The sequence below is a fragment of the Arthrobacter sp. MPF02 genome (genome assembly GCF_046605375.1).
GTDB lineage: Bacteria > Actinomycetota > Actinomycetes > Actinomycetales > Micrococcaceae > Arthrobacter.
Genome location: NZ_CP176772.1, coordinates 2,978,318 through 3,001,342 on the forward strand (window position 1 = coordinate 2,978,318; position 23,025 = coordinate 3,001,342).

Annotated in this window: 22 protein-coding genes; 16 read left to right on the forward strand and 6 right to left on the reverse strand. The window is 67.4% G+C overall.

Annotation, left to right across the window (positions count from 1 at the left end; all coding sequences use genetic code 11):
* The first annotated feature begins 6 nt into the window (after nt 1-6).
* The gene (locus ACLH0K_RS14140) at nt 7-270 is read left to right on the forward strand and encodes a GlsB/YeaQ/YmgE family stress response membrane protein (RefSeq protein ID WP_411374187.1); all 264 of its coding nucleotides are present in this window, start codon (nt 7-9) and stop codon (nt 268-270) included.
* A gap of 74 nt (nt 271-344) precedes the next feature.
* Here the strand turns inward: ACLH0K_RS14140 and nhaA are convergent, their stop codons facing one another.
* Complete coding sequence (nhaA, locus tag ACLH0K_RS14145; protein WP_411374188.1) at nt 345-1,682, reverse strand: Na+/H+ antiporter NhaA; 1,338 nt, start codon at nt 1,680-1,682, stop codon at nt 345-347.
* 137 nt (nt 1,683-1,819) lie between these two features.
* Nucleotides 1,820-2,494 (reverse strand): PAS and ANTAR domain-containing protein, encoded by a 675-nt coding sequence (locus tag ACLH0K_RS14150; RefSeq protein ID WP_411374189.1) that lies wholly within the window; start codon nt 2,492-2,494, stop codon nt 1,820-1,822.
* A gap of 283 nt (nt 2,495-2,777) precedes the next feature.
* On the opposite strand from ACLH0K_RS14150, the gene ACLH0K_RS14155 reads away from it, so the two are divergent.
* The 9 genes from ACLH0K_RS14155 (at nt 2,778) to ACLH0K_RS14195 (ending at nt 12,028) form a co-directional block, all read left to right on the forward strand.
* The gene (locus ACLH0K_RS14155; RefSeq protein ID WP_411374190.1) at nt 2,778-2,948 is read left to right on the forward strand and encodes a hypothetical protein; all 171 of its coding nucleotides are present in this window, start codon (nt 2,778-2,780) and stop codon (nt 2,946-2,948) included.
* Nucleotides 2,949-3,060: 112 nt separating this feature from the next.
* On the forward strand, nt 3,061-5,217 hold the full coding sequence (locus ACLH0K_RS14160; RefSeq protein ID WP_411374191.1) for a heavy metal translocating P-type ATPase: 2,157 nt from the start codon (nt 3,061-3,063) through the stop codon (nt 5,215-5,217).
* A gap of 51 nt (nt 5,218-5,268) precedes the next feature.
* The gene (locus ACLH0K_RS14165) at nt 5,269-5,643 is read left to right on the forward strand and encodes a DUF6153 family protein (protein ID WP_411374192.1); all 375 of its coding nucleotides are present in this window, start codon (nt 5,269-5,271) and stop codon (nt 5,641-5,643) included.
* 72 nt (nt 5,644-5,715) lie between these two features.
* The gene (locus ACLH0K_RS14170; RefSeq protein ID WP_411374193.1) at nt 5,716-6,339 is read left to right on the forward strand and encodes a DUF305 domain-containing protein; all 624 of its coding nucleotides are present in this window, start codon (nt 5,716-5,718) and stop codon (nt 6,337-6,339) included.
* A gap of 170 nt (nt 6,340-6,509) precedes the next feature.
* A complete protein-coding gene (locus ACLH0K_RS14175) occupies nt 6,510-7,166 on the forward strand; it encodes a low molecular weight phosphatase family protein (protein ID WP_411374194.1) in 657 nt (218 codons plus the stop codon).
* Between the two features lie 170 nt (nt 7,167-7,336).
* On the forward strand, nt 7,337-8,461 hold the full coding sequence (locus ACLH0K_RS14180; RefSeq protein WP_411374195.1) for an LCP family protein: 1,125 nt from the start codon (nt 7,337-7,339) through the stop codon (nt 8,459-8,461).
* Nucleotides 8,462-8,541: 80 nt separating this feature from the next.
* Nucleotides 8,542-10,233, forward strand: coding sequence for an alkaline phosphatase D family protein (locus tag ACLH0K_RS14185; RefSeq protein ID WP_411374196.1), 1,692 nt, complete (start codon nt 8,542-8,544; stop codon nt 10,231-10,233).
* Between the two features lie 114 nt (nt 10,234-10,347).
* Nucleotides 10,348-11,124, forward strand: a complete 777-nt coding sequence (locus ACLH0K_RS14190; RefSeq protein WP_411376484.1) for a histidine phosphatase family protein — start codon at nt 10,348-10,350, stop codon at nt 11,122-11,124.
* A complete protein-coding gene (locus tag ACLH0K_RS14195) occupies nt 11,108-12,028 on the forward strand; it encodes an NAD(P)H-hydrate dehydratase (protein WP_411374197.1) in 921 nt (306 codons plus the stop codon). Before ACLH0K_RS14190 ends, ACLH0K_RS14195 begins: the two co-directional genes overlap by 17 nt.
* Nucleotides 12,029-12,402: 374 nt before the next feature.
* On the opposite strand, the gene ACLH0K_RS14200 is transcribed toward ACLH0K_RS14195, so the two are convergent.
* On the reverse strand, nt 12,403-12,825 hold the full coding sequence (locus tag ACLH0K_RS14200; RefSeq protein WP_411374198.1) for an Hsp20/alpha crystallin family protein: 423 nt from the start codon (nt 12,823-12,825) through the stop codon (nt 12,403-12,405).
* 542 nt (nt 12,826-13,367) lie between these two features.
* On the opposite strand from ACLH0K_RS14200, the gene ACLH0K_RS14205 reads away from it, so the two are divergent.
* The 5 genes from ACLH0K_RS14205 to ACLH0K_RS14225 all read left to right on the forward strand — a co-directional run bounded on the left by ACLH0K_RS14205 (nt 13,368) and on the right by ACLH0K_RS14225 (nt 20,207).
* A complete protein-coding gene (locus tag ACLH0K_RS14205) occupies nt 13,368-15,590 on the forward strand; it encodes a S9 family peptidase (protein WP_411374199.1) in 2,223 nt (740 codons plus the stop codon).
* A 135-nt stretch (nt 15,591-15,725) separates the two neighbouring features.
* Nucleotides 15,726-16,382, forward strand: coding sequence for a peptidoglycan-binding protein (locus tag ACLH0K_RS14210; RefSeq protein ID WP_411374200.1), 657 nt, complete (start codon nt 15,726-15,728; stop codon nt 16,380-16,382).
* 6 nt (nt 16,383-16,388) lie between these two features.
* Complete coding sequence (locus ACLH0K_RS14215) at nt 16,389-18,791, forward strand: hypothetical protein (protein ID WP_411374201.1); 2,403 nt, start codon at nt 16,389-16,391, stop codon at nt 18,789-18,791.
* An 8-nt stretch (nt 18,792-18,799) separates the two neighbouring features.
* Nucleotides 18,800-19,006 (forward strand): DUF2945 domain-containing protein, encoded by a 207-nt coding sequence (locus ACLH0K_RS14220; protein ID WP_275729631.1) that lies wholly within the window; start codon nt 18,800-18,802, stop codon nt 19,004-19,006.
* A gap of 4 nt (nt 19,007-19,010) precedes the next feature.
* Complete coding sequence (locus ACLH0K_RS14225) at nt 19,011-20,207, forward strand: NAD(P)/FAD-dependent oxidoreductase (protein ID WP_411374202.1); 1,197 nt, start codon at nt 19,011-19,013, stop codon at nt 20,205-20,207.
* Nucleotides 20,208-20,216: 9 nt separating this feature from the next.
* Here the strand turns inward: ACLH0K_RS14225 and ACLH0K_RS14230 are convergent, their stop codons facing one another.
* Nucleotides 20,217-21,371, reverse strand: a complete 1,155-nt coding sequence (locus tag ACLH0K_RS14230; RefSeq protein WP_411374203.1) for an acetate kinase — start codon at nt 21,369-21,371, stop codon at nt 20,217-20,219.
* Between the two features lie 402 nt (nt 21,372-21,773).
* On the opposite strand from ACLH0K_RS14230, the gene ACLH0K_RS14235 reads away from it, so the two are divergent.
* Nucleotides 21,774-22,061, forward strand: a complete 288-nt coding sequence (locus tag ACLH0K_RS14235; RefSeq protein WP_411374204.1) for a hypothetical protein — start codon at nt 21,774-21,776, stop codon at nt 22,059-22,061.
* On the opposite strand, the gene ACLH0K_RS14240 is transcribed toward ACLH0K_RS14235, so the two are convergent.
* Nucleotides 22,058-22,330: a hypothetical protein gene (locus tag ACLH0K_RS14240; RefSeq protein ID WP_411374205.1), complete on the reverse strand. Its 273-nt coding sequence runs from the start codon at nt 22,328-22,330 to the stop codon at nt 22,058-22,060. The genes ACLH0K_RS14235 and ACLH0K_RS14240 overlap by 4 nt on opposite strands.
* Nucleotides 22,327-23,007 carry a hypothetical protein gene (locus ACLH0K_RS14245; RefSeq protein WP_411374206.1) on the reverse strand — a complete coding sequence of 227 codons (681 nt, stop codon included), beginning with the start codon at nt 23,005-23,007 and terminating at the stop codon, nt 22,327-22,329. Before ACLH0K_RS14245 ends, ACLH0K_RS14240 begins: the two co-directional genes overlap by 4 nt.
* Nucleotides 23,008-23,025 lie beyond the last annotated feature (18 nt).

The following is a 23,025-nucleotide window of genomic DNA, read 5'->3' on the forward strand; positions in this document are numbered from 1 at the left end:
CACACCGTGATTGGTTTCATCGTTGCCGGCCTGATCATCGGAGCACTGGCCCGCCTCATCAAGCCGGGCAAGCAGAACCTGGGTCTGGTTGCCACCCTCCTGCTGGGCCTTGCCGGCTCGGTGATCGGCGGGGTGGTGGCGTCACTGCTGGGCACGGGCGACATTTTCGAGCTGAACTTCCTGGGCTTCATCGTGGCCGTTATTGCCTCGGTGCTCCTGGTGGGCACCGCCGAGGCAGTCGTGGGACGCCGCCGGTCCGTCCGCCGCTAGCCACAGGAAAATTCCGGCGCCGGCACTGGGCCCGCCCCCTGCGGGCGCGGGCCCAGCGCCGGCGTCGGGACTTTTTATGCCCGGTCCTGGTAGACGTCCGGGATGCCGTCCTGGTCCGCGTCCACCTTCTCCCGCTCCTCCTCCTGCCGGTATTGGCGGTTCCGGGTCTTGAGCACCGCCGTGGCCAGCAGCGCGGCGAACAGCGAGGCCGCGAGGATGCCCACCTTGGCGTGGTCATCGTGCAGGCTGCCCTGGCCGAAGCTGAGCTCGGCCACCAGCAGGGACACCGTGAAGCCGATGCCGGCCAGCAGCGCCACCCCAAAAACATCGATCCATTTAAAGGAGCTGTCCAGCGTGGCCCGCGTGGCCTTGGTCAGGACCCAGGTGGTGCCCAGGATGCCGATCGGCTTGCCGAGGACCAGGCCGGCGATAATGCCCAGCGCAACCGGATCAGTCAGGGCCGAAACAAACCCGCCCCAGCCGCCCACGGCTACGCCGGCGGAGAAGAAGGCGAAGATGGGCACCGCAATCCCGGCGGAAATGGGCCGGAACCGGTGCTCGAAGATCTCCGCCAGCCCCGGGCCCGCTTCCGGGCCCCCGCTGGCCTGGGAACGCAGCACGGGAATGGCAAACCCGAGCAGGACCCCGGCCACGGTGGCGTGGATGCCGGAGGCGTGGACCAGGGCCCAGGTAACGATGCCCAGCGGCAGCAGGATCACCCATGCGGCCGGTGCTTTCATGCCAAAAAAGTAACGGAAGCGGTGCGCCAGGAAGGCGTAAACCGCCAGCGGAACCAGGGCCAGCAGCAGCGGCTCGACGTGCAGGTCGCTGGTGTAGAAGAACGCGATGATGCTGATGGCGATGAGATCATCCACCACGGCCAGGGTCAACAGGAAGATACGCAGGGCGCTGGGCAGGTGCGAGCCGATAATGGCCAGGACGGCCACCGCGAACGCGATGTCCGTGGCGGTGGGAATCGCCCACCCGCGCAGCGTTTCCGGGCTGCTGAGATTGACGACGGCGTAAATCACCGCCGGGACAACCACGCCGCCCGCGGCGGCGGCCACGGGGACGATCGATTTCCTGATGTCCCGCAGGTCCCCGGCCACAAATTCGCGTTTAAGCTCCAGGCCCACCAGGAAAAAGAAGATGGCCAGCAGCCCGTCGGCCGCCCACGCGCCCAGGCTCAGTTCCAAGTGCCAGGGTTCGTAGCCCACCTTAAAGTCGCGGAGAGCGAAGTAGCTGTCCGCTGCCGGCGAGTTGGCCCAGACCAGGGCGATAATTGCAGCAGACACCAGCAGGGCGCCGCCCACGGTTTCCTTGCGGAGGATTTCCCCGATCCGCAGCGCTTCGGCATAGGATCCGCGCCCCAGGACGGTGGATGAGCGGGAAGATGGCGGTGTTGAGTTCACAAGTGCGTCCTTAATTCCGGAGTCGACAAAACATTGCCGACCAGACTTCCCGGCGCACCTTCATCCATCTTAGGGTGCCCCGCCGCCCGCCCCGCAAGCCCGCTCCGGCAGGTGGGCGTGGCCGCGGCTCCTGGTTATCAGCCCGCCCGGCGCCGGGCAGCAGGCGGTCGGCTCTCGGTGGCGATGGCCCTGACGGCGGTTTCCAGGTAATCACGGGTTTCCGCCGAATTGGCCAGCTGCACCAGTTCCGCAGCCACCACCACCAGTTTGACGTTGCGGTGGCTACTGGTGCTGACCAGCATCTTGAATGCGTCTTCCGCGCCCAGTTTCAGCTGCCCCATCAGGATGCCGCGTGCCTGGTCCACCACGCTGCGGGTGGAGGTGGCCCCCGCAACGGCGTCCCGCGCGGTCTGCTCCGTCTCACGCTGCAGGGTGGATGTGAGATCCACCATCACGCCCTCCAGGCGGACGACTTTGCCGGACCCGTCCATGATGCCTTCTCCCGAGGTCAGAACGCGGCGGGTCCGGCCCTTGGCATCAATGATCCGGTGGTACATGGCGAAGTGCCCACCGGTTTGCACCACCCGCGCCACGATCGCCTCGCAACGGGGCCTGTCCTCGGGATGTTTATGGGCGTACAGCAGGTCCAGGGTGGGAACCACGTCACCCCGGCGGTACCCATGCAGCTGGTACATCCCGTCAGACCAGTGGAGCTTCCATCCCTCCACCTCCGCGTAGTAGGTCCCGGCAACACATTCGTTGTCGCCCAGGGCGCTCGAGTAGGTATAGGGGCTGCTCAGCTCAGTCGTCACAGGGCCACCTCCTTGTAGCACATCAACGCATCGCGGAAGGAACGGATCTCCGCGGCTTCTGATACAAGTATGGTCAGAGCGGACCGGCCCGGGTAGTGCAGGATGCCCCTCTTCCGGCGAATGGGGAAATTCGGGAAGTCTTGACCTGCATACCCCCTAGGGGTATATTCGTGGTGTTGTCAGTGAAGTGGTAAGTCCCGGCGGCACATGTTCCGCCTTCACAGCCGTTCAACCCCAGCGCCCTCTTACAAGGAACAATCCTTCGTCAAGGAATGGAACTGACATGAATCCCGAACACCGCACGGCGCTCCCCCTGGCCTCCCCTTCCGGCTGCTGCTGCGCACCCGCAGGCAACGCACCCAAGCCTCCCGCCGCCGTCGTATCTTCTTCCCAAACGGCGTCCTACGGCGCCTCCTCGCCGGCGCCCGCCCGCCCCGGACAGCACTCCGGTTAGGCGCTCTCCCACCTTTTGCAGCCTTCCCGGCGGCACTCTCCCACTTTTGGCAACAACCCCGGCATGCCCTCTCACTTGCAGCGCCGGCGGCCAGTCCTCCAAGGAGGAAACGATGCAGGACCATACGCACCACAACCACGCACATCATCACGACGACGGCAGTGCAGCGGGCGGGACCCTCACCCGCCGCCCTGCTCCCCCGGCCCCGGCCCCGGCGAAAACTGTGCAGCCCCATGCCGGGCACGCACACCACGGCGGTGACGACCACACCGTCCACACCTCCGGCCAGCATGCAGGGCACAGCACAGCAATGTTCAAGAACCGGTTCTGGCTCACGCTGGCACTGTCCGTTCCGGTGGTGTACTTCAGCCCCATGGTGGGGCACATCCTGGGCTACATGGCTCCGATGTTCCCCGGCTCGGCCTGGATCCCGCCCGTGCTGGGAACAGTCATCTTCCTGTATGGCGGGCAGCCGTTCCTCAAAGGCGGCCTGCAGGAACTGAAGGACCGCCGGCCGGGCATGATGCTGCTGATCGCCATGGCCATCACCGTGGCATTCGCCGCATCGTGGATCACCAGCCTCGGCATCGGCGGATTCGACCTGGACTTCTGGTGGGAGCTGGCGCTGCTGGTGGCCATCATGCTGCTGGGCCACTGGATCGAAATGCGGGCCCTGGGATCAGCGCAGGGTGCCCTGGACGCCCTCGCCGCCCTGCTGCCGGACGAAGCCGAACGCATCACGGACACCGGCACCGCAACTGTCCCCGTCTCCGAACTCCGCCCCGACGACCTTGTCCTGGTCCGCCCCGGCGCCCGGATGCCAGCCGACGGGACAGTGACGGACGGGCAGGCCGAGTTCGACGAATCCATGATCACCGGCGAGTCCAAAACGGTCCTGCGGGGCCCGGGCGACGCCGTGGTGGCAGGGACCGTGGCCACGGACAGCAGCGTCCGAGTCCGGGTGACCGCCGTGGGCGACGACACCGCCCTGGCCGGCATCCAGCGGCTGGTGGCGGAAGCACAGGCCTCGTCCTCACGCGCCCAGGCCCTCGCAGACCGGGCCGCCGCATTCCTGTTCTACTTTGCCGCCATTGCCGGCGTACTGACGTTCATCGCCTGGACCCTGCTGGGCAGTGTTCCGGAAGCCGTCACCCGGACGGTCACGGTCCTGGTGATCGCCTGCCCCCACGCCCTTGGCCTGGCGATCCCGCTGGTCATTGCCATTTCCACCGAGCAGGCTGCACGCGCCGGAGTGCTGATCAAGAACCGGATGGCCCTGGAACGGATGCGGACCGTGGACGTTGTCCTGTTCGACAAGACCGGCACGCTCACTACCGGCGAACCGCAGCTGACGGACATCGCCGCAGCGGAAGGCGTGAACGCGGACGGACTGCTGGCCCTCGCCGCCGCCGTCGAGTCTGACAGCGAGCACCCCGTGGCCCGGGCCATAGTCCGCGCAGCCCGGGACCGGAACCTGGAGCCGCCTACCGCAGGTTCCTTCACGTCGCTGACCGGGCGTGGCGTCCGTGCCAATGTGGACGGACGCACGCTGCACGTGGGCGGACCCGCGCTCCTGCGCGAGCTCGGCGCCGTCGAACCTCCCACCCTGGCGGAGGTGACGCGGCGCTGGATGGACCGCGGCGCGGCAGTCCTGCACGTGCTCGACGGCGGCCGCGTCCTGGGCGCGGTCAGCCTCGAGGATGCGGTGCGGCAGGAGTCGAGGCAGGCCGTTGCTGCGCTGCAGAACCGCGGCATCAAGGTGGCCATGGTCACCGGAGACGCACGACAGGTGGCGCAGGCTGTGGCGGCGGACCTTCGGATTGACGAGGTGTTCGCCGAGGTCCTGCCCGCGGACAAGGACAAGAAGGTGGCCGAACTGCAGGCCCGCGGGCTGAAGGTGGCAATGGTGGGCGACGGGGTCAATGATTCACCGGCCCTGGCGCGCGCCGAGGTGGGCATCGCCATCGGCGCCGGGACGGACGTTGCCATGGAGTCCGCCGGCGTGGTGCTGGCGGGCAATGATCCGCGCGCGGTCCTGTCCATGGTGGACCTGTCCCGGGCCAGCTACCGCAAGATGTGGCAGAACCTGGTCTGGGCCACCGGTTACAACGTCCTGTCCGTGCCGCTGGCCGCAGGCGTCCTGGCTTTCGCGGGGATTGTCCTTTCGCCGGCTGCGGGGGCGGTGCTGATGTCCGCGTCCACGATTGTGGTGGCACTGAACGCCCAGTTGCTCCGGCGCCTGAAACTGAACCCGTCCGGGGTACGTTGAACTGCGGAGTACTTTGAAGCAGTTGCAGAACCATCGGGAAGGAGGGAACAGATGAACGCGCAGGTTCCCGCCGGGCCTGCCGCCCTCCTTCGTACGGGGCTGCTGTCTGCGGTCCTTGCCCTCGTGGCTGGGATCCTCGGCATGCACGTCATGACGCCGGACCATTCGGTGCACGGCGGGCATACGGCTGCAGCTCACGGCGTGTCCTTCAGGGCGCCAGATTCTTGCAGCTCCGGCTGCCCGGGCGCGGAGGAAGCCGGAGCGTCCTGCATCCCCCTGGCCAAGACCGGATTGCTCGCCGCTGTCCCGCCCCCGGCCGCAGCGGCCGCATCGCTTGAACCAGGGCGCGGCATCCGCGGCGCCGCCGGTTACTCCTATGTCCCGCCGGGGCCGACGCCGTGTGAGTTGTCCATTAGCCGGACGTAAACGGACTGTTCGGCGTGGCCGCCCACGCCCCAACCAGCCCAGTTCGACTACTTCTGAAGGACCGACCAAAAAATGAACATGAACCTCAAGACCTTTTCCCTTGCTGCTGCCCTTGCGACCTCACTCGGCCTCGCAGGATGCGCCGCGGACTCCGGAAACTCCGGCGCCGCGGGCACCCACGGCATGAACCACGGCAGCTCCAGCCCCATGGCCAGCACTATGCCGGACGCAGCTGCTGACCACAACCAGGCGGACGTCATGTTTTCCCAGATGATGATCCCGCACCACGAACAGGCCGTGGAGATGAGCGACATCATCTTGGCCAAACAGGACATTCCTGCAGGAGTCGCGGTGCTGGCAACCAGGATCAAGGATGCCCAGGCACCCGAGATCGAAACCATGAACGGGTGGCTCGCAGGCTGGAATGTGCCCACCATGATGGCTGACCATTCCGGCCACGGCATGTCCGGAATGGTGGACGCGGAGGGCATCGAAAAGCTCAAGGACGCCCAGGGCACCGAAGCAGCCCGGCTTTTTTTGGAGCACATGATCGGACATCATGAGGGTGCCGTGGACATGGCGCAGCAGGAAATGGGTGCAGGCAAGCACCCGGACGCCGTCCAGCTGGCGCGCAACATCGTCACCGCCCAGGAGGCCGAAGTTGCCGAGATGAAACGGCTGCTGACCACCCTCTGACGCGGCTCTCCCTTTCGGTTGCTCTATCGGTTTTGGTCCTTAACCCGCGGTTTTAGGAACCAAGACTGATGGAGCAACGCGGGGCGAACTGTGGAGGGCGTATGGGAATGCCGTGTTAAGTTGAAAAGCACGGGCTGCACGGCCCGTATCAGCTGGGAAAAGAGACATCCTTGGACACATCCGCACCAGTACGCATCCTGACCGTCTGCACCGGCAACATCTGCCGCTCCCCCGTGGCCGAACGGCTGCTGCAGGCGGGACTCAACCAGGTGGTACCGGGCGGATTCGAGGTTGCTAGCGCGGGCACCAGGGCGATGGCCGGAGACCCGATGCAGCCCATTTCCGCGGACATCGTCCGTACCTTCGGTGGTGACCCCGAGGGCTTCGTGGCGCGCCAGCTCACCCCGAAAATCCTCCGCGGAGTGGACCTGGTGCTCACCATGACCTCGGTCCACCGCGGCGAGGTGCTTCAACAGGACGCTTCCCTGCTCAAGCGGACCTTCACCATCCGCGAGTTCGCCCGCATGCTCGATGTGCTGGACGAGCGGGCACCGTCAGGCGGGGCTGCGGGGCCGGAAACGCCCGACGCCGGTGATCCCCTGGCTGCCAACGCAGCCCTTTGGCGCGCCTTGCCGGCCCGGGCCGCCGGAGTTCGCCACCTGTCCCTTCCCGCGGACCCGGCGGACAACGACATCGTGGATCCTTACCGGCGCTCCCCCGAGGTGTACCGGCAGATGGAGGACGAACTGGCCCCGGCCATCGTCTCCATCCTGCGGCACGCCCGCCTCAATTCCCCGGAGCGCTGGAACGCTGCGACAACGCTGTAGCGCTCCGGCGTCCTCGCACCCTTCCTGCGTTTCCGAGGGAATTACGACGGCGGCGCACAGCTTCCGCCGCCTGCTCCAGGGCCGCAGATGACAGTTTGGACACGGATATAGCCAGGGAGGGGCCCGCGGGCGGACACTAATCCCACAAATCACGAAGACGTGGAGGCACCATGAGCACGCCAGGCGGTTCCGGCCCAAATGGAGCCCCGGGTTCCGGCCCCTCCGGCGCCCAGCCGCCTGGTGGCACCGGGCCACGAAGCATGGTGGCCCACGGCCGCCGCCGGTGGATCGCAGCGCTGCTCGCGCTGGTTCTTGCCGCCGTCGCCATCGTGGCTGTGGTGAGCCTGAACCGGGCCGGCATGGAAGCCCAGCCGGCAGCGACGCAGGCTGAAACACCGGGCCCCAGTGAAACTCCCACGGAAACCACGCCTGCACCACCCCCGCCGCCACCACCGCCGCCGCCCATCCCGGAACATCCCGCCGTCCCCATGAACGTCCTGGTGATCGGCAGTGACATGCGCGGCGTCGCAAAGGACGCAGCTGCCCACACCGCCGCGACGGGCGAACCGATGGACCACCGGGCGGACACACTGATGGTGGTCCACGTCCCTGCCGACAGGAAGACCCTGTACATCGTCTCCATCAACCGCGATACCTGGGTGGACATCCCGGGCTTCGGGGGCGCGAAGATCAACGCGGGCCTGCAGTACGGCGGCATCGACATGCAGGTGGCCGCCGTACAGTCGCTGCTGGGCATCACCATCGACCACACACTGATGCTCGATTTCGGCGGACTCAAGATCCTTACCGACGGGCTGGGCGGTATTGATGTCAACGTGCCCGTCCCCTTCCAGTCCACCCATGACACAAGGCACGTCTTCGGACCCGGCATCAACCACCTGGACGGGCAGGCGGCCCTCGAGTTCTCCCGAGAGCGCTACGCCTTTTCCGACGGCGACTTCCAGCGGGTACGCAACCAGCAGATCCTGCTCAAGGCAATCCTCGCGCGGCTCACCGCCGGAGGTGCCCTTAATGACGTCACCGCAGTGCGGTCCCTGGTTGAGTTCGCCTCGTGCTGCCTCACGGTCAACAAGGGGTTTGACCCCATTCAGGCCGCGATCCTGGCGTATAGCCTCCGGAACCTCGACCCCAACGCCATCGGCACCATGACGCTGCCCACGGCCGGCTCCGGGTTCGTGGCCGGCCAGTCGGTGCTGTTTCCGGACTACGGCGGGGTAGCGGCGGTGGGCGCGGCACTGCGGGAGGGTCGGATCGGGGAGTTCGCCCGGCCGTAGGGGCCGCTGTTCAACCGCGGCTCACCGGCCGTTCATTCGGGGGAAAGCATCCATGTGCCCGGCGGCGGAAGCCTGAGGACATGACTGACATTTCCCGCGCTGACATTACCCGCCGCACCATCGTCAAAGGCTCCGTCCTGGCCGCGGCACTGGCCTCGGTGCCGTCCGCCGCAAATGCCGCACCCGCCACGTCCCCCGCCGGCGTGGCGCTGGTCCGGAACCGGCTCACGCTGCCCAGCGGCATCGCCACCGGCGACGTGACGTCCGACTCGGCCGTGCTGTGGTCCCGTTCCTCGGGTGCAGGCCGGATAAGGGCGGTACTGCGGGCCGTGGACGACGGCGGCGAGGTCCTCCGCGGCCGCGGCGCCTTCGAGCGCGTCCTCCGCGGTCCCCGCGCCACCCAGGCGTCCGACTTCACCGCAAAGATCCACGCGGGCAACCTGCCCTCCAACACCCGTTTCGCACTGGAGATCAGCTTCGAGGACGACGGCGGCGCTGCCGGCGAGACGGTCCGCGGCACCTTCCGCACGGCTCCCGACGCCGGTTCGTATAACGGCAAGGGCCGCACCGGTGACACCAGCAACGGAGGCGAGGTGCCGGCGTCGTCCACCCAAAGCTTCGTCTGGACCGGCGACACGGCCGGGCAGGGCTGGGGCATCAACGAGGAAATCGGCGGCATGCGCGGCTACCGGGCCATGCACCAGACCCGGCCGGACTTCTTCATCCACTCCGGCGACACCGTGTACGCGGACGGCCCGATCGCCGAAACCGTGGTGGAAAAGGACGGGCAGGTGTGGCGGAACCTGGTGACCGAGGAGGTCTCCAAGGTAGCGGAAACGCTCGACGAGTACCGCGGCCGGCACCGCTACAACCTGATGGACGCCAACATGCGGGCCATGTTCGCGGACGTGCCCGTGATCGCGAACTGGGACGACCACGAGACCACCAACAACTGGTACCCCGGCGAAATCCTGGACGATCCTCGCTACACGGTCCGTGACGTCAACACCCTCGCCGCCCGGGGAAGGCAGGCGTGGCAGGAGTACATGCCCATCGCGGAAGGTGCCGCATCGTGGCGGCCGGGGACGTTCGACGACGCCGGCCAGTACCAGCCGGCGCGCATCTACCGGAAGATCGCCCGTGGCCCGCAGCTGGACATCTTCTGCCTGGACATGCGCACGTTCAAATCGCCGAACACGGACGGCAAGGAAGCCTACGCCACCAGCATCCTGGGCCAGGAGCAGGTGGACTGGCTGATCCGCGAGGTCTCGGCGTCGAAGGCCACGTGGAAGGTGATCGCCGCGGACCTGCCGCTGGGCATCATTGTGCCGGACGGCCCGGTTAACCAGGAGAGCCTGGCCAACCGTGACCCCGGTGCACCACTGGGCCGGGAGCTCGAGATTGCCGGGGTGCTGAGCGCCTTCAAGCGGAACCGGGTGAAGAACATCGTGTGGCTGACCGCCGACGTCCACTACTGTGCGGCGCACCACTACTCCCCCGAGCGTGCCGCTTTCACCGACTTCGACCCGTTCTGGGAGTTCGTGGCCGGGCCGATCGCTGCCGGGTCGTTCGGACCGAACGCCATGGACGGCACGTTCGGGCCCGAGGTGGTGTTCTCCAAGGCCGGGCGCTTCGCAGGTGAGTCACCGCGCGACGGCGAGAACCAGTTCTTCGGTCACGTCCAGCTGGGCGAGGACAACAGTTTCACGGCCAGCCTGCGCAATGCCAACGGGGCCACCGTGTTCTCCAAGGTGCTGACACCGGAGCGGTAGGTGCGGGACGGGCGGCGGCGGCAGGCCGCCGTCGTCCGTTATTTTCCGGTCCCGGATGGGTACGCCGCTGGTAATGTTCGTGGACTTGGCGCGCACGCAGACGGGGTGATCTTGATGAACGACGACGGGCTGACGCAGGCAGTGCAGGAAGCCGGGGCCGTGGAGCTGCTGCTGATCCGGCACGGCGAGAGCGAAGGCAACGTGGCGGCCACGGAGGCCCGGCTGGCGGGGGCCGAAGTGATCGACGTCCCCGCCCGGGACGCGGATGTGAACCTGTCGAATACCGGGCAGGAGCAGGCCAAGGCGCTAGGCACCGCGCTGGCGCGGATCGCGGAGGAGGCCCGGCCGGATGCTGTGGTTTCCTCACCGTATGCCCGGGCCCTGCAGACGGCCGAGGTCGCGGTTGAGGCTGCCGGCTGGCCCCTCAAGGTGCGCACCGACGAGCGGTTGCGGGACCGCGAACTCGGCATCCTGGACCGGCTGACGCGGCTCGGCGTGGAAGCGCGCTACCCGGAGGAAGCCGAGCGCCGGTCCTGGCAGGGCAAGCTGTATTACCGGCCGCCGGGCGGGGAGTCCTGGGCAGACGTGGCGCTGCGGCTGCGGTCCGTCCTTGCCGAGCTCAACAACCTGGGGACGGGGCACCGGGTGATGCTGGTCTGCCATGACGCGGTGATCATGCTGTTCCGGTATGTCCTGGAGGGGATGTCCGAACGGGAGATCCTGGACCTCGCCGCCAGCGAATCGGTGCTGAATGCCTCCATTACCCGCTACGTGCGCCCGTCCGGTGCCGGGCCATGGACGCTGGAAAGCTTCAACGTGGCCGACCACCTGGCCGAGCAGGGCGTGGAAGTCACTGAGCACGCCGGGGATTCAAGTGTCCACCCGCGGTAGTTCCGCCGATCCCGTCCTGGTGACGCCGTCGCTGCTGCGCGGCTGGCCGCTTCCGGCACCCGGCGAGGACAAGTATTCGCGCGGCTCTGTGCTGGTGATCGGCGGCGCCCGTGCCACCCCCGGGGCAGCCCTGCTGGCGGGGACGGCAGCACTCCGGGCCGGCGCCGGAAAGCTGTCCCTGGCCGTGGCGGAATCCGTGGCCGTGCAAGTGGGTGTGGCGCTGCCGGAGTGCGGTTCCATCGCCCTGCCGGAAAATGAGGACGGCTCCGTGACGGCTGACGGGCTGGACAGGATCGGCCAGTACCTGGACCGGGCGGATGCGGTCCTTGTGGGGCCCGGCCTCGATGACCCCGAACTGGCTGAGGAGCTGCTGCGGGCACTGCTGGAGCGGGAGGAATCCCAGGGCGGGGCAGGCGGCGAAGGAGGCGCCGCCGTCGTACTCGATGCCTATGCACTGGGCGGCCTGGCCAAGGTGGAGGAACAACTGGACCCGTGGCGCGGCCGGCTCATCCTCACGCCCAACCCCAAGGAAGCGGCGGTTTTGCTGGACCGGGACATCGAGGACCTGGAAGCGGCTGTGACCGAGATTGCCAAACGATTCGACGCCGTGGTGGCCTGCCAGGGGTTGGTGGCGCAGGGTCCGGCCACGGACGGTACCGGGGAACTGTGGAAGATCACCACGGGATACGGAGGGTTGGGCACCTCGGGCAGCGGTGACGTCCTGGCCGGCGCCATCGCGGGGCTCCGGGGGCGGGGAACCAGCGGAGCCCAGGCGGCCTGCTGGGGTTCGCACCTGCATGCCGCCGCCGCCGACCGCCTCGCCAGCAGGCTGGGACCGCTTGGGTTCCTGGCCCGTGAACTCGCGGACGAACTGCCCGCACTGATGCTCGAACTCGGCACCTGAGCCTCCCCCTCGCAGGCGGGCAAAGGGATGGCCCCCTGCTTGGAAGCTCGGGGGCCATCATACGGAGGGGATCACTCGCAACTGCCGATGCGCTACCGGCGCTGTGGCGCTCCATGAAGGCAAACCGCCCAAAACTGGCAGATACAACGCGTTCGGATCCTCCCGGTAATCCCGTTCTACACCGGGACACCACCGCAAACAAGGGATCCCGGCGGGTAACTTGGACGGCCCCCGGCCGAAGCCGGGGGCCACCGCATCGGGAAGTTCAGGCCCATGCTGCCGATGCGCTGTCTGGCGCTGTGGCGTGCACGTAAGGCAACCCGCCCAAAAAGGCAGTCAACAGATTGGCCCGACGTCCCGATCCTGCAGGGGACCTAGGCAGCGATCTCTTGCTTTGCCCCCTTCGTCTCAATCTCGATCTTGCGCGGCTTGGCCTTCTCGGCGACAGGGATCCGCAGCGTCAGGACGCCGGCGTCGTAGGATGCCTTGACGTTCTCGACATCCAGGGTGTCGCCGAGGATCAGCTGGCGGCTGAACACGCCGCGCGGCCGCTCGGAGGCAATAAACTCGGTGTCCTTGCCCGTGACATCGGGACGCTCGGCCCGTACCGTCAGGACATTCCGTTCCACATCCAGATCCACGGAATCCACCGCCACGCCGGGCAGATCAAACGCTACGACGAATTCCTGGCCCTCGCGCCACGCATCCATCGGCATCGCCGCCGGGCGCGCTGTTGTTCCGAGGACCTGCTGGGCCAGCCTGTCCAGCTCGCGGAACGGATCGGTTCGCATCAACATGGCTTCCCTCCTCGTAAGAGTTGGTCCAACACTGTCTTTGGTATCAGCCGATCTGTATTGGCTGATATAGATTTTTTAGCACTGCGGAAGCAGGTCTGCAAGCGGTCCCGCAAGGAATTTTTTTGGGCCTTTGCAAGGGCCCAAAGGGCATGGAAAAGGGGCCTTCCACGGCTTGTGAAAGGCCCCTTGCCGTAGGTCTGGTCAGCTCCTGGTGGGGTCCGGACGGAGCGGCGTGGGCCCTGGATCCGGCACGGGCAGCGGACCCGGAGCGGGTGGTGCGGGGAACGGATTGGGCGACGGGTGGCCGGGCTGCGGCCGCGTCGGATCCGTCGGCGTTGGTTCCGGTCCCGGTTCCGGCGGAAACGGCTCGGGTTCGTGCACTGGCGGGATGGTCATAAGCTTCCCCTCTCACGCGTGGCGGATGTGCCTTGCGGTGAACACAATACGCCTGCGTCCTGAAGCCCACTAGGGCTGCCCTATCCCGGCTTTCCCGGTAGCGAACGGCCGCGGCTATTGCCAGGGCCGGTGGATATATTGAGGGCATGACCTCCACTCCTCTGCAGGATTCCGCCAGCACGTCCGCACCCAAGGCCACCCCGCCCGTGGCCAAAAGGGTCCCCCTCGAACGGACGCACCACGGGGACACGTTCGTGGACCACTACGAGTGGCTGCGGGACAAGGAATCCGCCGAGGTCGTGGAGCACCTGAAGGCCGAGAATGCCTACCAGGAGGCCGTGACCGCGCACCAGGAACCGCTCCGCGAGGCCATCTTCCAGGAAATCAAGGGGCGCACGCAGGAAACCGACCTGTCCGTTCCGCACCGCAAGGACGACTGGTGGTATTACAGCCGCTCGGTGGAGGGCAAGGAGTACGGCATCCAGTGCCGGGTCAGGGCAGCGGACACCGGGGACAGGATCGCCGACTGGACCCCGCCCGCCGTGGAGCCTGGGGTCGCGATTCCCGGCGAGGAAGTGCTTTTGGACGGCAACATCGAGGCGGAAGGCAAGCCGTTCTTCTCCATCGGCGGCACGGCCGTGACCGTGGACGGCAACCTCTACGCCTACGCGGTGGACAATGCCGGCGACGAACGCTTCACCCTCCGGATTAAGGACCTCCGTACCGGCGAGCTGCTGCCGGACGTCATCGAGAACGTTTTCTACGGCATCTCGTTCTCCCCCGACGGCACCCGCATCTTTTACACGGTGGTGGACGATTCCTGGCGCCCGTACCAGGTGAAGGCCCACGTCCTGGGCACCCCAGTCACCGAGGACGTTGTCATCTACCAGGAGGACGACGCCGCCATGTGGCTCGGCTTCGAGCTCTCTGCGGACCGGCGCCATTTGGTGCTGGGCATCGGCTGCTCCGAGTACAGCGAGACCCGGCTGCTCCGCTTCGACGATCCGGCCCAGGCGGTCTCAACCGTCATTTCACGCAACGAACGCGTCCTCTACGAGGCCGAGCCTTTCCTGCTTAACGGCCAGGAAAAGATCCTCATTACGCACAATCGCGGCGCCATCAACTCCATGGTCTCGCTGGCGGACCCGGACGAGCTGCAGAAGCCGCTGGCGGAGCAGCAGTGGCAGACCGTCGTCGCTCATTCGGACGATGTCCGCGTCAACGGCGCCGGCGTCACCTCCACGCACCTCATCGTGTCCATCCGCAAGGACACCATTGAGCGGGTCCAGGTGATGGGCCTGGCCGGGCTGGGCACACCGGCACAGCAGGCACCGGTGGAGCCGGCGTTCGACGAGGAGCTCTACACCGCGGGGGTGGGTGGCTCGGACTACGAGGCCCCGGTCATCCGTTTGGGCTACACCTCCTACTTCACCCCGTCCCGGGTGTACGACTTCGTGCTGCCCACTCCGGAGCGGCCCGCCGGCGAGCTGCTCCTGCGCAAGGAAAGCCCGGTCCTGGGCGGCTATGACGGCAGCGACTACGTGGCCACCCGGGAATGGGCGACGGCACCGGACGGCACCCGGATCCCGCTCTCCGTGCTGCGGCACAAGGCGGTCAAACAGGATTCGACGGCGGCGGGCCTGGTCTACGGGTACGGCTCCTACGAGATGAGCATGGACCCGGGCTTCGGTGTCGCCCGCCTGTCCCTGCTGGACCGCGGAATCGTTTTCGTAATCGCCCACATCCGCGGCGGCGGCGAGCTGGGCCGGCACTGGTACGAGGACGGCAAGAAGCTCACCAAGAAAAACACCTTCACCGACTTCATCGCCGCCACAGACTGGCTGGCAGGCTCCGGCTGGGTGGACCCGACTCGGATCGCCGCGCTGGGCGGTTCCGCAGGCGGCCTGCTGATGGGCACCGTCGCCAACCTGGCACCGGAAAAGTACGCCGCCATCGTAGCGCAGGTGCCGTTCGTGGATCCGCTCACCAGCATCCTGGACCCCAACCTTCCGCTGTCCGCCCTGGAGTGGGAGGAATGGGGCAACCCCATCACGGACCCGCAGGCCTACGCGTACATGAAGTCCTACTCCCCCTACGAGAACGTACGCGAGGCCGCCTACCCTAAAATCGCGGCGGTCACGTCCTTCAACGACACCCGCGTGCTGTATGTGGAGCCGGCCAAGTGGGTGCAGGAGTTGCGGAACAAAACCACCGGATCCGAACCGATCCTGATGAAGATTGAGATGGACGGCGGCCACGGCGGCGCCTCCGGCCGGTACGTGCAGTGGCGCGAGCGGGCCTGGGACTACGCGTTCATCGCCGATTCCCTGGGTGCCACCGAACTGCTCCCTGGCGCCGGCCTGAGGTAGCCCCGGCACCAGCGGCGGAGCAATCTACGGGTGAAAGGGTTGTTCCAAAGAAGCTAATCATGCTTACTATTGTCTGGCGCCGGGCTGCCCGCTGGGGGCAGGCCAACCCCGCGCCAACCCGGAGGTTGCTGAAGCATGGAACACGAGATGCGTCCCCTGACTGACGACGAACTGCTTTCGGAGCAGGCAACGGCCTTGCCGGACAAGGAAGTTGCCTCGGTCCTGGACCTGGATGCCGACCTGGACCTGGGCATCGACGCCGCAGCACCCATCGACCTGGCGGTGGCCGCCAATGCGAACGTAGCCGCGCCGATCGACGCCGCAGCATCGGCCAACATCCTCTCCTTCGGCTCCGATGCCCAGGCACTGGCTGACCAGGGCGTTGTGATCGAACAGGGCATCACGGCCGACGCGAACGCTGAATCCACCCAGGACAGCACCATCGACCAGGGCAACGACACCATTGACGACGGCACCGCGACGGACGGCACCACCGGCAGTGGCCTCCCCGACGTCGGCGCGCTCCCCACCGACCCCGCGGCAGCCCTAAACGGGGACCTGCTCAACGTCAACGTGGACCTGGACGCCGACGCCGACATCGCCGCCCCCATCAATGGCGCCGTTGCCGCCAACGCCAACGTTGCGGCGCCGATCGACGCTGCCGTTGCCGCGAACATCGGCTCCATCGACAGCCAGGCCTACGCGGTGGCCGAGCAGGACGCCATCATCTCGCAGAACATCGACGGCGAAGCGAACGCCAGCGCGGACCAGCAGTCCGACCTGCAGCAGTAAGCGCAGATGAGCCATGCCACCGGGGGGCCGCGCCCCGAGCCCGGCCCCCCGTCGTCCCCCGCCTCCCTTGCCGAGCACCCGCAGCAGCATCCGGTGCGGGCCACAGGCGTCCGGCTCCTGGGCCAATCCGAAGGTTCCGGCTACCGCGAGCCGCCCTCGCTGGTACGCCGCGCGGACGGCCAGACCCTGCAGCTGACGCAACTGCTGTACCTGGTGCTCGAGGCAGCGGACGGGACCCGGAGCGTCGACGGCATCGCGCAGCACGTCAGCCAGGTTTCGGGGCGCCTGGTCAGCCCCGGCAATGTGCGCACCCTGATCGACAAGCAGTTGCTGCCCATGGGACTTCTGCGCCTGGCCGACGGCTCCGAGCCCGAGGTCAGGAAGGCCGATCCCCTGCTGGGGATGCGGTTCCGCTACACCGTCACGGACCCGGAGCGGACGCGCCGGATCACTGCACCGTTCGCGGTGCTCTTCAATCCGTTGATCGTGGTGGCAGTGACAGCAGTTTTCCTGGCGGCATGCTGGTGGGTGCTGATGGTCAAGGGCCTCGGCTCCGCCACGCACGAGGCGTTCGCCAACCCGCCGCTGCTGCTGCTCATCTTCGCCATCACCATCCTCTCGGCCGGCTTCCACGAGTTCGGCCATGCCGCCGCAGCACGCCGCGGCGGCGCCACCCCGGGCGCGATGGGCGCCGGAATCTACCTCGTGTGGCCGGCTTTCTTCACCGATGTCACCGACTCCTACCGGCTGGGCCGCGGCGGCCGGCTCCGCACCGACCTTGGCGGCCTCTACTTCAACGCAATCGTGGCCGTTGCCATCATGGGGTTGTGGCGGGCCACCGGCTTTGATGCCCTGCTGCTGGTGGTGGTGACCCAGATCCTGCAGATGGTCCGGCAGCTGCTCCCGCTGCTGAGGTTCGACGGCTACCACATCCTGGCAGACACCACCGGTGTGCCGGACCTGTTCCAGCGCATCAAGCCCACCCTGCTCGGTCTGCTGCCGTGGAACTGGGGCAAACCGGAGGGCCGCGTCCTCAAGCCGTGGGCCCGCGCCGTTGTCACACTTTGGGTCCTGGTCACCGTGCCCCTGCTGCTTTTCAGCCTGGCCATGATGGTGCTGGCCCTCCCGCGCCTGCTGGCCACGGCCTGGGACAGCCTCACCAGCCAGCAGGAACAATTCGCTGCGAGCCTCTCCGCCGGGGACATCGCCGGGGCCGCCGTGCGCGTATTGGCGATCGTCGCCGTCGCGCTGCCCATGCTCGGCATGCTGTACATCCTGCTCAGGCTGCTGCGCCAGCTGGTCACGGGACTCTGGCGGAAGAGCCGCGGCAGCGCCCTGAAAGGGACCGCCGCCATGGGTGCGGTCGCGGCGCTTCTTGCCGGGCTGGGCTGGGCATGGTGGCCCGACGGCGGGACGTACCGCCCGGTGCAGCCTTACGAACGCGGGACGCTGGCGGACGCGACCACCTCCATACTTCCGGAGTCCGGCACCCTCCTAAGGGAAGGCCGCGGCGGCAGGACCATTGCCCTGTGGCCGGAGGCCGCGGCGACGCCCACCCGGGACAACCCGCAATTGGCCATGGTACTGGTGCCGGCGGAGGACCGCGCCCCCGCCGCCGGTTCAGCCGCCCCCGCAACCCGGCCTTCAGATGCTGCCCCGTCCTGGGTCTTCCCCTTCGACCGGCCCTTGGCGCCGGAGGAGGACGGAAACCAGGCGCTGGCCGTGAACACCACGGACAACTCCATGACCTACAGCATCGCCTTTGCCCTGGTGTGGGCCGAGGATGGCAGACCGGTGGACACCCGCAACGAGGCCTACGCCTTCGCCAGCTGCACGGGCTGCGCCGCGATCGCGGTGGGTTTCCAGGTTGTCCTGGTGGTTGGCGAAGCCGATGTTGTTGTTCCGGAGAACCTGTCCGCTGCGGCCAACTACAACTGCGTTGACTGCCTGGCCTACGCGCTGGCCAGCCAGCTGGTCCTGACCCTGGAAGGCCCGCTGGGAGAGGAGAGCCTGGCACGGCTGAACGCACTGTGGGCTGAAATTGCCGAGTACGGGCGGAACCTCCAGAACGTGCCCCTCTCCGAAATCCAGGTCCGCCTGGCGGCCTACAAGGAACAGATCACCGCCATTATCACGGCGGACCAGGGCGCCGCCGGAAGCCCGGACTCCACAGCTCCCGCCACGCCCGCGCCCGCACCAACGGAAGCCCCTGCCGCTCCGGCTTCACCTGCCCCCGGCGGGCCGGCACCCGCCCCGGCAGGGACCGCCCCGGCCACGGCACCGGCCACCCAGCCCGCAGGAGGCGCCGCGCCGCCGTCGTACGTCCCCATTGAGACACCGCCGCCCACGGCGGATACTGGGGGCACGGCCCCCGCCGTGGAGCCCCAACCCACCGTAAACCCCAGCTAGGAGAACAAATGTCGTTGAGCAAGGGAACCTCCGTGGAATGGAACACTTCGCAGGGCAAGACGCACGGCAAGATCGTGGAGAAAAAAACGAGCGACTTCGAACTGGACGGGCACACCCACCGGGCCAGCGAGGACGAACCGCAGTACGTGGTTGAATCGGCCAAGACCGGCGCCCGCGCCGCGCACAAGGCGTCCGCCCTGACCGAGAAGAAGTAGCGCCGTGGCCGGCCAGCACGAGGTGGTGATCATTGGCGGCGGCAACGCCGGGGTTGCGCTTGCGGCGCGGCTGGAGCGGTACGGCGTCAAGGACGTGGCGCTGATCGAGCCCAAGGACCATCACCTGTACCAGCCGTTGTTCTCGCACATCGCGGGTGGACGGGCGTCCGCCAAGGAGGCGGTGCGCAGCCAGGATTCTGTGACGCCCAAGGGTGTGACATGGATCCGGGACAGCGCCGTGGACGTGGATGCGAACACCAACACTGTCACGCTCGCGTCCGGGTCAGCCCTCGGCTACGGGCAGCTTGTGGTGTGCCCGGGGCTGCAGTACGACTGGGACGCCGTGCCAGGCCTGGAGGAGGCCGTGCACTCGCCGCACGGCGCCTCGCACTACGAGTTCGAGCTGGCGCCCAAGGCCTGGACGCTCCTCAGCGGGCTGACATCCGGAACCGCAGTGTTCACCATGCCCGCCGGCCCCGTCACATGCGGCGGGGCGAGCCAGAAACCGATGTACCTGGCCTGCGACTACTGGCGGGAACACGGCGTCCTGGACAAGATCCGGGTGGTGATGGTCCAGCCGTACCCCACCGTGTTCGGGGTTCCGGAAGTGGACCGGGAGCTGGACCGGAAAATTTCGGAGTACGGCATCGAGCTGTGGACCAACAGTGAGCTCGTCTCCGTGGATGCCGGCCAGCAGATGGCGACCATCCGGAACGTTGAGACCGGGGCTGAGGAGTCAATCCACTATGAAGTCCTCAACGGGGTCCCGCCGCAGTCGGCGCCGGACTGGCTCAAGGCCACGGACCTGCCTGCAGCCGGGGACAAGGGCGGGTTCGTGGAGGTGGACCGGCAGACGCTGCGGCATCTCCGGTATTCCAACGTGTGGTCCCTGGGCGATGCCGCAGGCACCACCAACTCCAAGGCCGGCGGGGCGCTGCGCAAGCAGACCAAGGTGCTGGCGAAGAACCTGGTTGCCGCTCGGAAAGGCAAGCCGCTGACGGAGAAGTACAACGGCTACTCGGTGTGCCCGTTCACGGTCTCCCGCAACACAGTGGTGTTCGCCGAGTTCGACGACCGCTACCGGCCCATGCCCACCATCCCCCGCGTCCCCACCTGGAACGAGAGCAAGCTGTCCTGGGTGATCGACCGGGACCTGTTCCCGCAAATCTACTGGAACCTGATCCTCAAGGGCCGGGCATAGGCTTCGGGCCTACCCACCCACGACGGCGGCCGTTGCCTCCGCGATCGCACGCTCCTCGTCGGTGGGCACCACCAGGACAGGGATGGCGGACTGCGGCGTGGAAATGACGCGCGGTTCCTTGGACCGCCCAACGTTCAGGGCGCCGTCGAGCTCTATGCCCAGGGCGCCCAGGCGGTCCGCCACCAGCGCGCGGAACTGGTGCGAGTTCTCACCGATGCCGGCCGTGAACACAAGTGCCTTGGCCCCGCCCACCGCCACGTGGTACCCGCCGATGTACTTGGCCAGCCGGTAGGAGGTGACAGCGAGCGCGGTTGCGGCCCGGCTGTCGCCGTCCTCGGCGGCTTCCACCACCGAACGCATGTCGTTGTTGCCGGCAAGGCCCTTAAGCCCGGATTCCCGGTTCAGCATGGTGTCGATGTCCTCCGGGGTCCAGCCCGCCCGGCCCAGGAACACCAGGATGGAGGGGTCCAGGTCGCCGGAGCGGGTGCCCATCACCAGGCCCTCCAGCGGCGTGAAGCCCATGGACGTGTCCACGGACCGTCCGCCCTGGATCGCCGTGACCGAGGCGCCGTTGCCCAGGTGGGCGATGACGCCGTCGAATTCCTCCACCGGGATGTCCAGCACGGACGCGGCCTGCCGGGTAACGTATTCGTGCGAGGTGCCGTGGAAGCCGTAGCGGCGGATGCCGTGGTTTGTGTAGAGCTCGTCCGGGACGGCGTAACGCCAGGCGTGCTCGGGCAGGCTCCGGTGGAACGCGGTGTCGAACACGGCCACCTGCGGCATCTCCGGCCACTTTTTGCTGATGGCCCGGATGCCCAGCACGTTGGCCGGGTTGTGCAGCGGCGCCAGCGGATTGAGGCGCTCGATGGCCCGGGTGATCTCGTTGTCGATCAGCACCGGCTCGGCGAACCGCTCCCCGCCGTGGACCACCCGGTGCCCCACGGCGCCCAACTGCAGGTCGCCGAGCTCCTCATGGATCGCGGCATCCACCTGCTCAAGCGCCTCCGCATGGTCGCGAGGGCCCACAATTTCGCCGTCGCCGTCGCCCCCGTTGCCCTGGCCGATCTTCTCGATCAGCCCCTCGGTGAGGACCGTTCCGGCCGCTACGTCGCGCACCTGGTACTTAAGCGAGGACGAGCCGGAGTTGATGACGAGCACGAGCATGTGGGGCCTCCTGAGCCTTGCGTCTGCGGTTCAGTCCCCACACTATATGCGCCGGTATTAACGGCCCGTCAGCAGCAGCGTGTTGCCGTCGGGATCGAGGGCCGTGAAAAATAGGCAGACATCCGGCGCCCCCTGGAGCGGGCCTTCGGCCACCCCCCGGTCCTGCAGCCGCAAGTGCATCCGGCCCAGGTCATCAACCCGGAAATCACATGTGGCCCTCGCTGTACCAGACCGCTGCTTGCTCCGGATTCCGAACGGGTGAAAGAGGTGGTGATCACAGTTTGGGACATGGCAGCGATGCTACCCGCCAGGGCGGCGACACCCCCGGATTTCCTTGCGGATTCGAACGTGCTGTGCCTACAGTCGGCGGACAGGCTGGACCACGCGCGAGAGGACATTTCCATGACGAATGAGCCCGCTTCCATCGACGAAAACGACCCCACCAACACGGGTTCCAGCAGCACCGCCCCGCTGAACGCCCAGCCCGATTCCGGGCCGAAGGACCCCACCGGCGTCCAGGGCGCCAATCCTGCCCTGGATGACACCGGCAACCTCAAAGCGAGCGAAACAGGCGCAGCGGCGGAGGCCCCAGGGAATACCGAGGACCTGGACCTGACACCGCAGGGCCTTTCCGACGAGCCGGCCAAGCAGGAGGACGAGGACAGCCTGGCCAAGCCGGACAACAGCTAGTTTTTCCAAGGTTCGACGGCGGCGCCCGCCCTGGTGCCGCCGTCGGGCCTGTCCACGGCTTCCACGGAGATCAGCACCAGGCCAAGATCGCGCACCTTGGCGAGCAGCCCGTGCAGTGCCGCCTGGTCCGGCACGGCACCACTGAGCAGGGTGGTGCCCTTGCCCTCGTGTTCCATGCTGATGCCGCCGAACCAGGCGGACCACCGTTGGTCGAGGTGCCCGCTGACCCTGACCGCGTAGTAACTGGGCCCGGGCCCGGCCGCGGTCACGGCGCTCCCACCCGGCCTGCCTCGGTATTGCTTTCGAGCCGGGCCTCCGGGGTGCTGAGGCTCCGCCACAGCGAGTAGCCGAGACCGATCATGGCGATTCCGGCAGGGATGGCGAACAACCTTTCGTTGACTTGGGGCAGCAGCGGGATCACGAGGGTTGCCACGGACCCTGCCGCAAGCAGCGCCGCGGCCCAGCGGGCCAGAACCCCTGCCCGGAACAGGGCAATGCCGAAGACGAGCCCGCCGCCCAGGAAGGTGGCGGCTGCGGCGATATTCAGGCCGAGCATGCCGCCCAGGTCGCCACTCAACGGCTCACCGAGGATCATGGCGAACACATTGTTGACATAGCCAGGGTCACTGCGGGCAAGCGTTGGCAGCACCACTGCACCGATGAGCTCCACGCTTGTCATGATGATGTAACTGGTGCCAAACAGAAGGTAGCCAACCAGCCCCGGCACTCCCGCCCGCCTCACCTGGTGAAGGTACATCCCGGTGATGCCTGCGAGGGACAGCACGCCCATCAGTACCTTGAGCCCCTGGCGGATGGAGTATTCGGTGGTGGTGGCGAACTCGGCGTCCAGATGCGGGTGGTTGACCTGCACGCCGATGAACAGCACGCCTGCGGCCGCGGCACACAGGCCGGCCGATCGCGTGAGGCTTGCAGTGGTAATGGACATTCATGGCTCCTTGAGGTG

Excerpts from the sequence above, each read along its gene's own strand:
- ACLH0K_RS14220 (WP_275729631.1), top strand. The coding sequence starts at position 18,800 with ATGTCGTTGAGCAAGGGAACCTCCGTGGAATGGAACACTTCGCAGGGC.
- ACLH0K_RS14205 (WP_411374199.1), top strand. The coding sequence starts at position 13,368 with ATGACCTCCACTCCTCTGCAGGATTCCGCCAGCACGTCCGCACCCAAG.
- ACLH0K_RS14165 (WP_411374192.1), top strand. The coding sequence starts at position 5,269 with ATGAACGCGCAGGTTCCCGCCGGGCCTGCCGCCCTCCTTCGTACGGGG.
- ACLH0K_RS14155 (WP_411374190.1), top strand. The coding sequence starts at position 2,778 with ATGAATCCCGAACACCGCACGGCGCTCCCCCTGGCCTCCCCTTCCGGC.
- ACLH0K_RS14200 (WP_411374198.1), bottom strand. The coding sequence starts at position 12,825 with ATGTTGATGCGAACCGATCCGTTCCGCGAGCTGGACAGGCTGGCCCAG.
- ACLH0K_RS14190 (WP_411376484.1), top strand. The coding sequence starts at position 10,348 with ATGAACGACGACGGGCTGACGCAGGCAGTGCAGGAAGCCGGGGCCGTG.
- ACLH0K_RS14230 (WP_411374203.1), bottom strand. The coding sequence starts at position 21,371 with ATGCTCGTGCTCGTCATCAACTCCGGCTCGTCCTCGCTTAAGTACCAG.
- ACLH0K_RS14245 (WP_411374206.1), bottom strand. The coding sequence starts at position 23,007 with ATGTCCATTACCACTGCAAGCCTCACGCGATCGGCCGGCCTGTGTGCC.
- ACLH0K_RS14235 (WP_411374204.1), top strand. The coding sequence starts at position 21,774 with ATGACGAATGAGCCCGCTTCCATCGACGAAAACGACCCCACCAACACG.
- ACLH0K_RS14210 (WP_411374200.1), top strand. The coding sequence starts at position 15,726 with ATGGAACACGAGATGCGTCCCCTGACTGACGACGAACTGCTTTCGGAG.
- ACLH0K_RS14215 (WP_411374201.1), top strand. The coding sequence starts at position 16,389 with ATGAGCCATGCCACCGGGGGGCCGCGCCCCGAGCCCGGCCCCCCGTCG.
- ACLH0K_RS14185 (WP_411374196.1), top strand. The coding sequence starts at position 8,542 with ATGACTGACATTTCCCGCGCTGACATTACCCGCCGCACCATCGTCAAA.
- ACLH0K_RS14180 (WP_411374195.1), top strand. The coding sequence starts at position 7,337 with ATGAGCACGCCAGGCGGTTCCGGCCCAAATGGAGCCCCGGGTTCCGGC.
- ACLH0K_RS14170 (WP_411374193.1), top strand. The coding sequence starts at position 5,716 with ATGAACATGAACCTCAAGACCTTTTCCCTTGCTGCTGCCCTTGCGACC.
- ACLH0K_RS14160 (WP_411374191.1), top strand. The coding sequence starts at position 3,061 with ATGCAGGACCATACGCACCACAACCACGCACATCATCACGACGACGGC.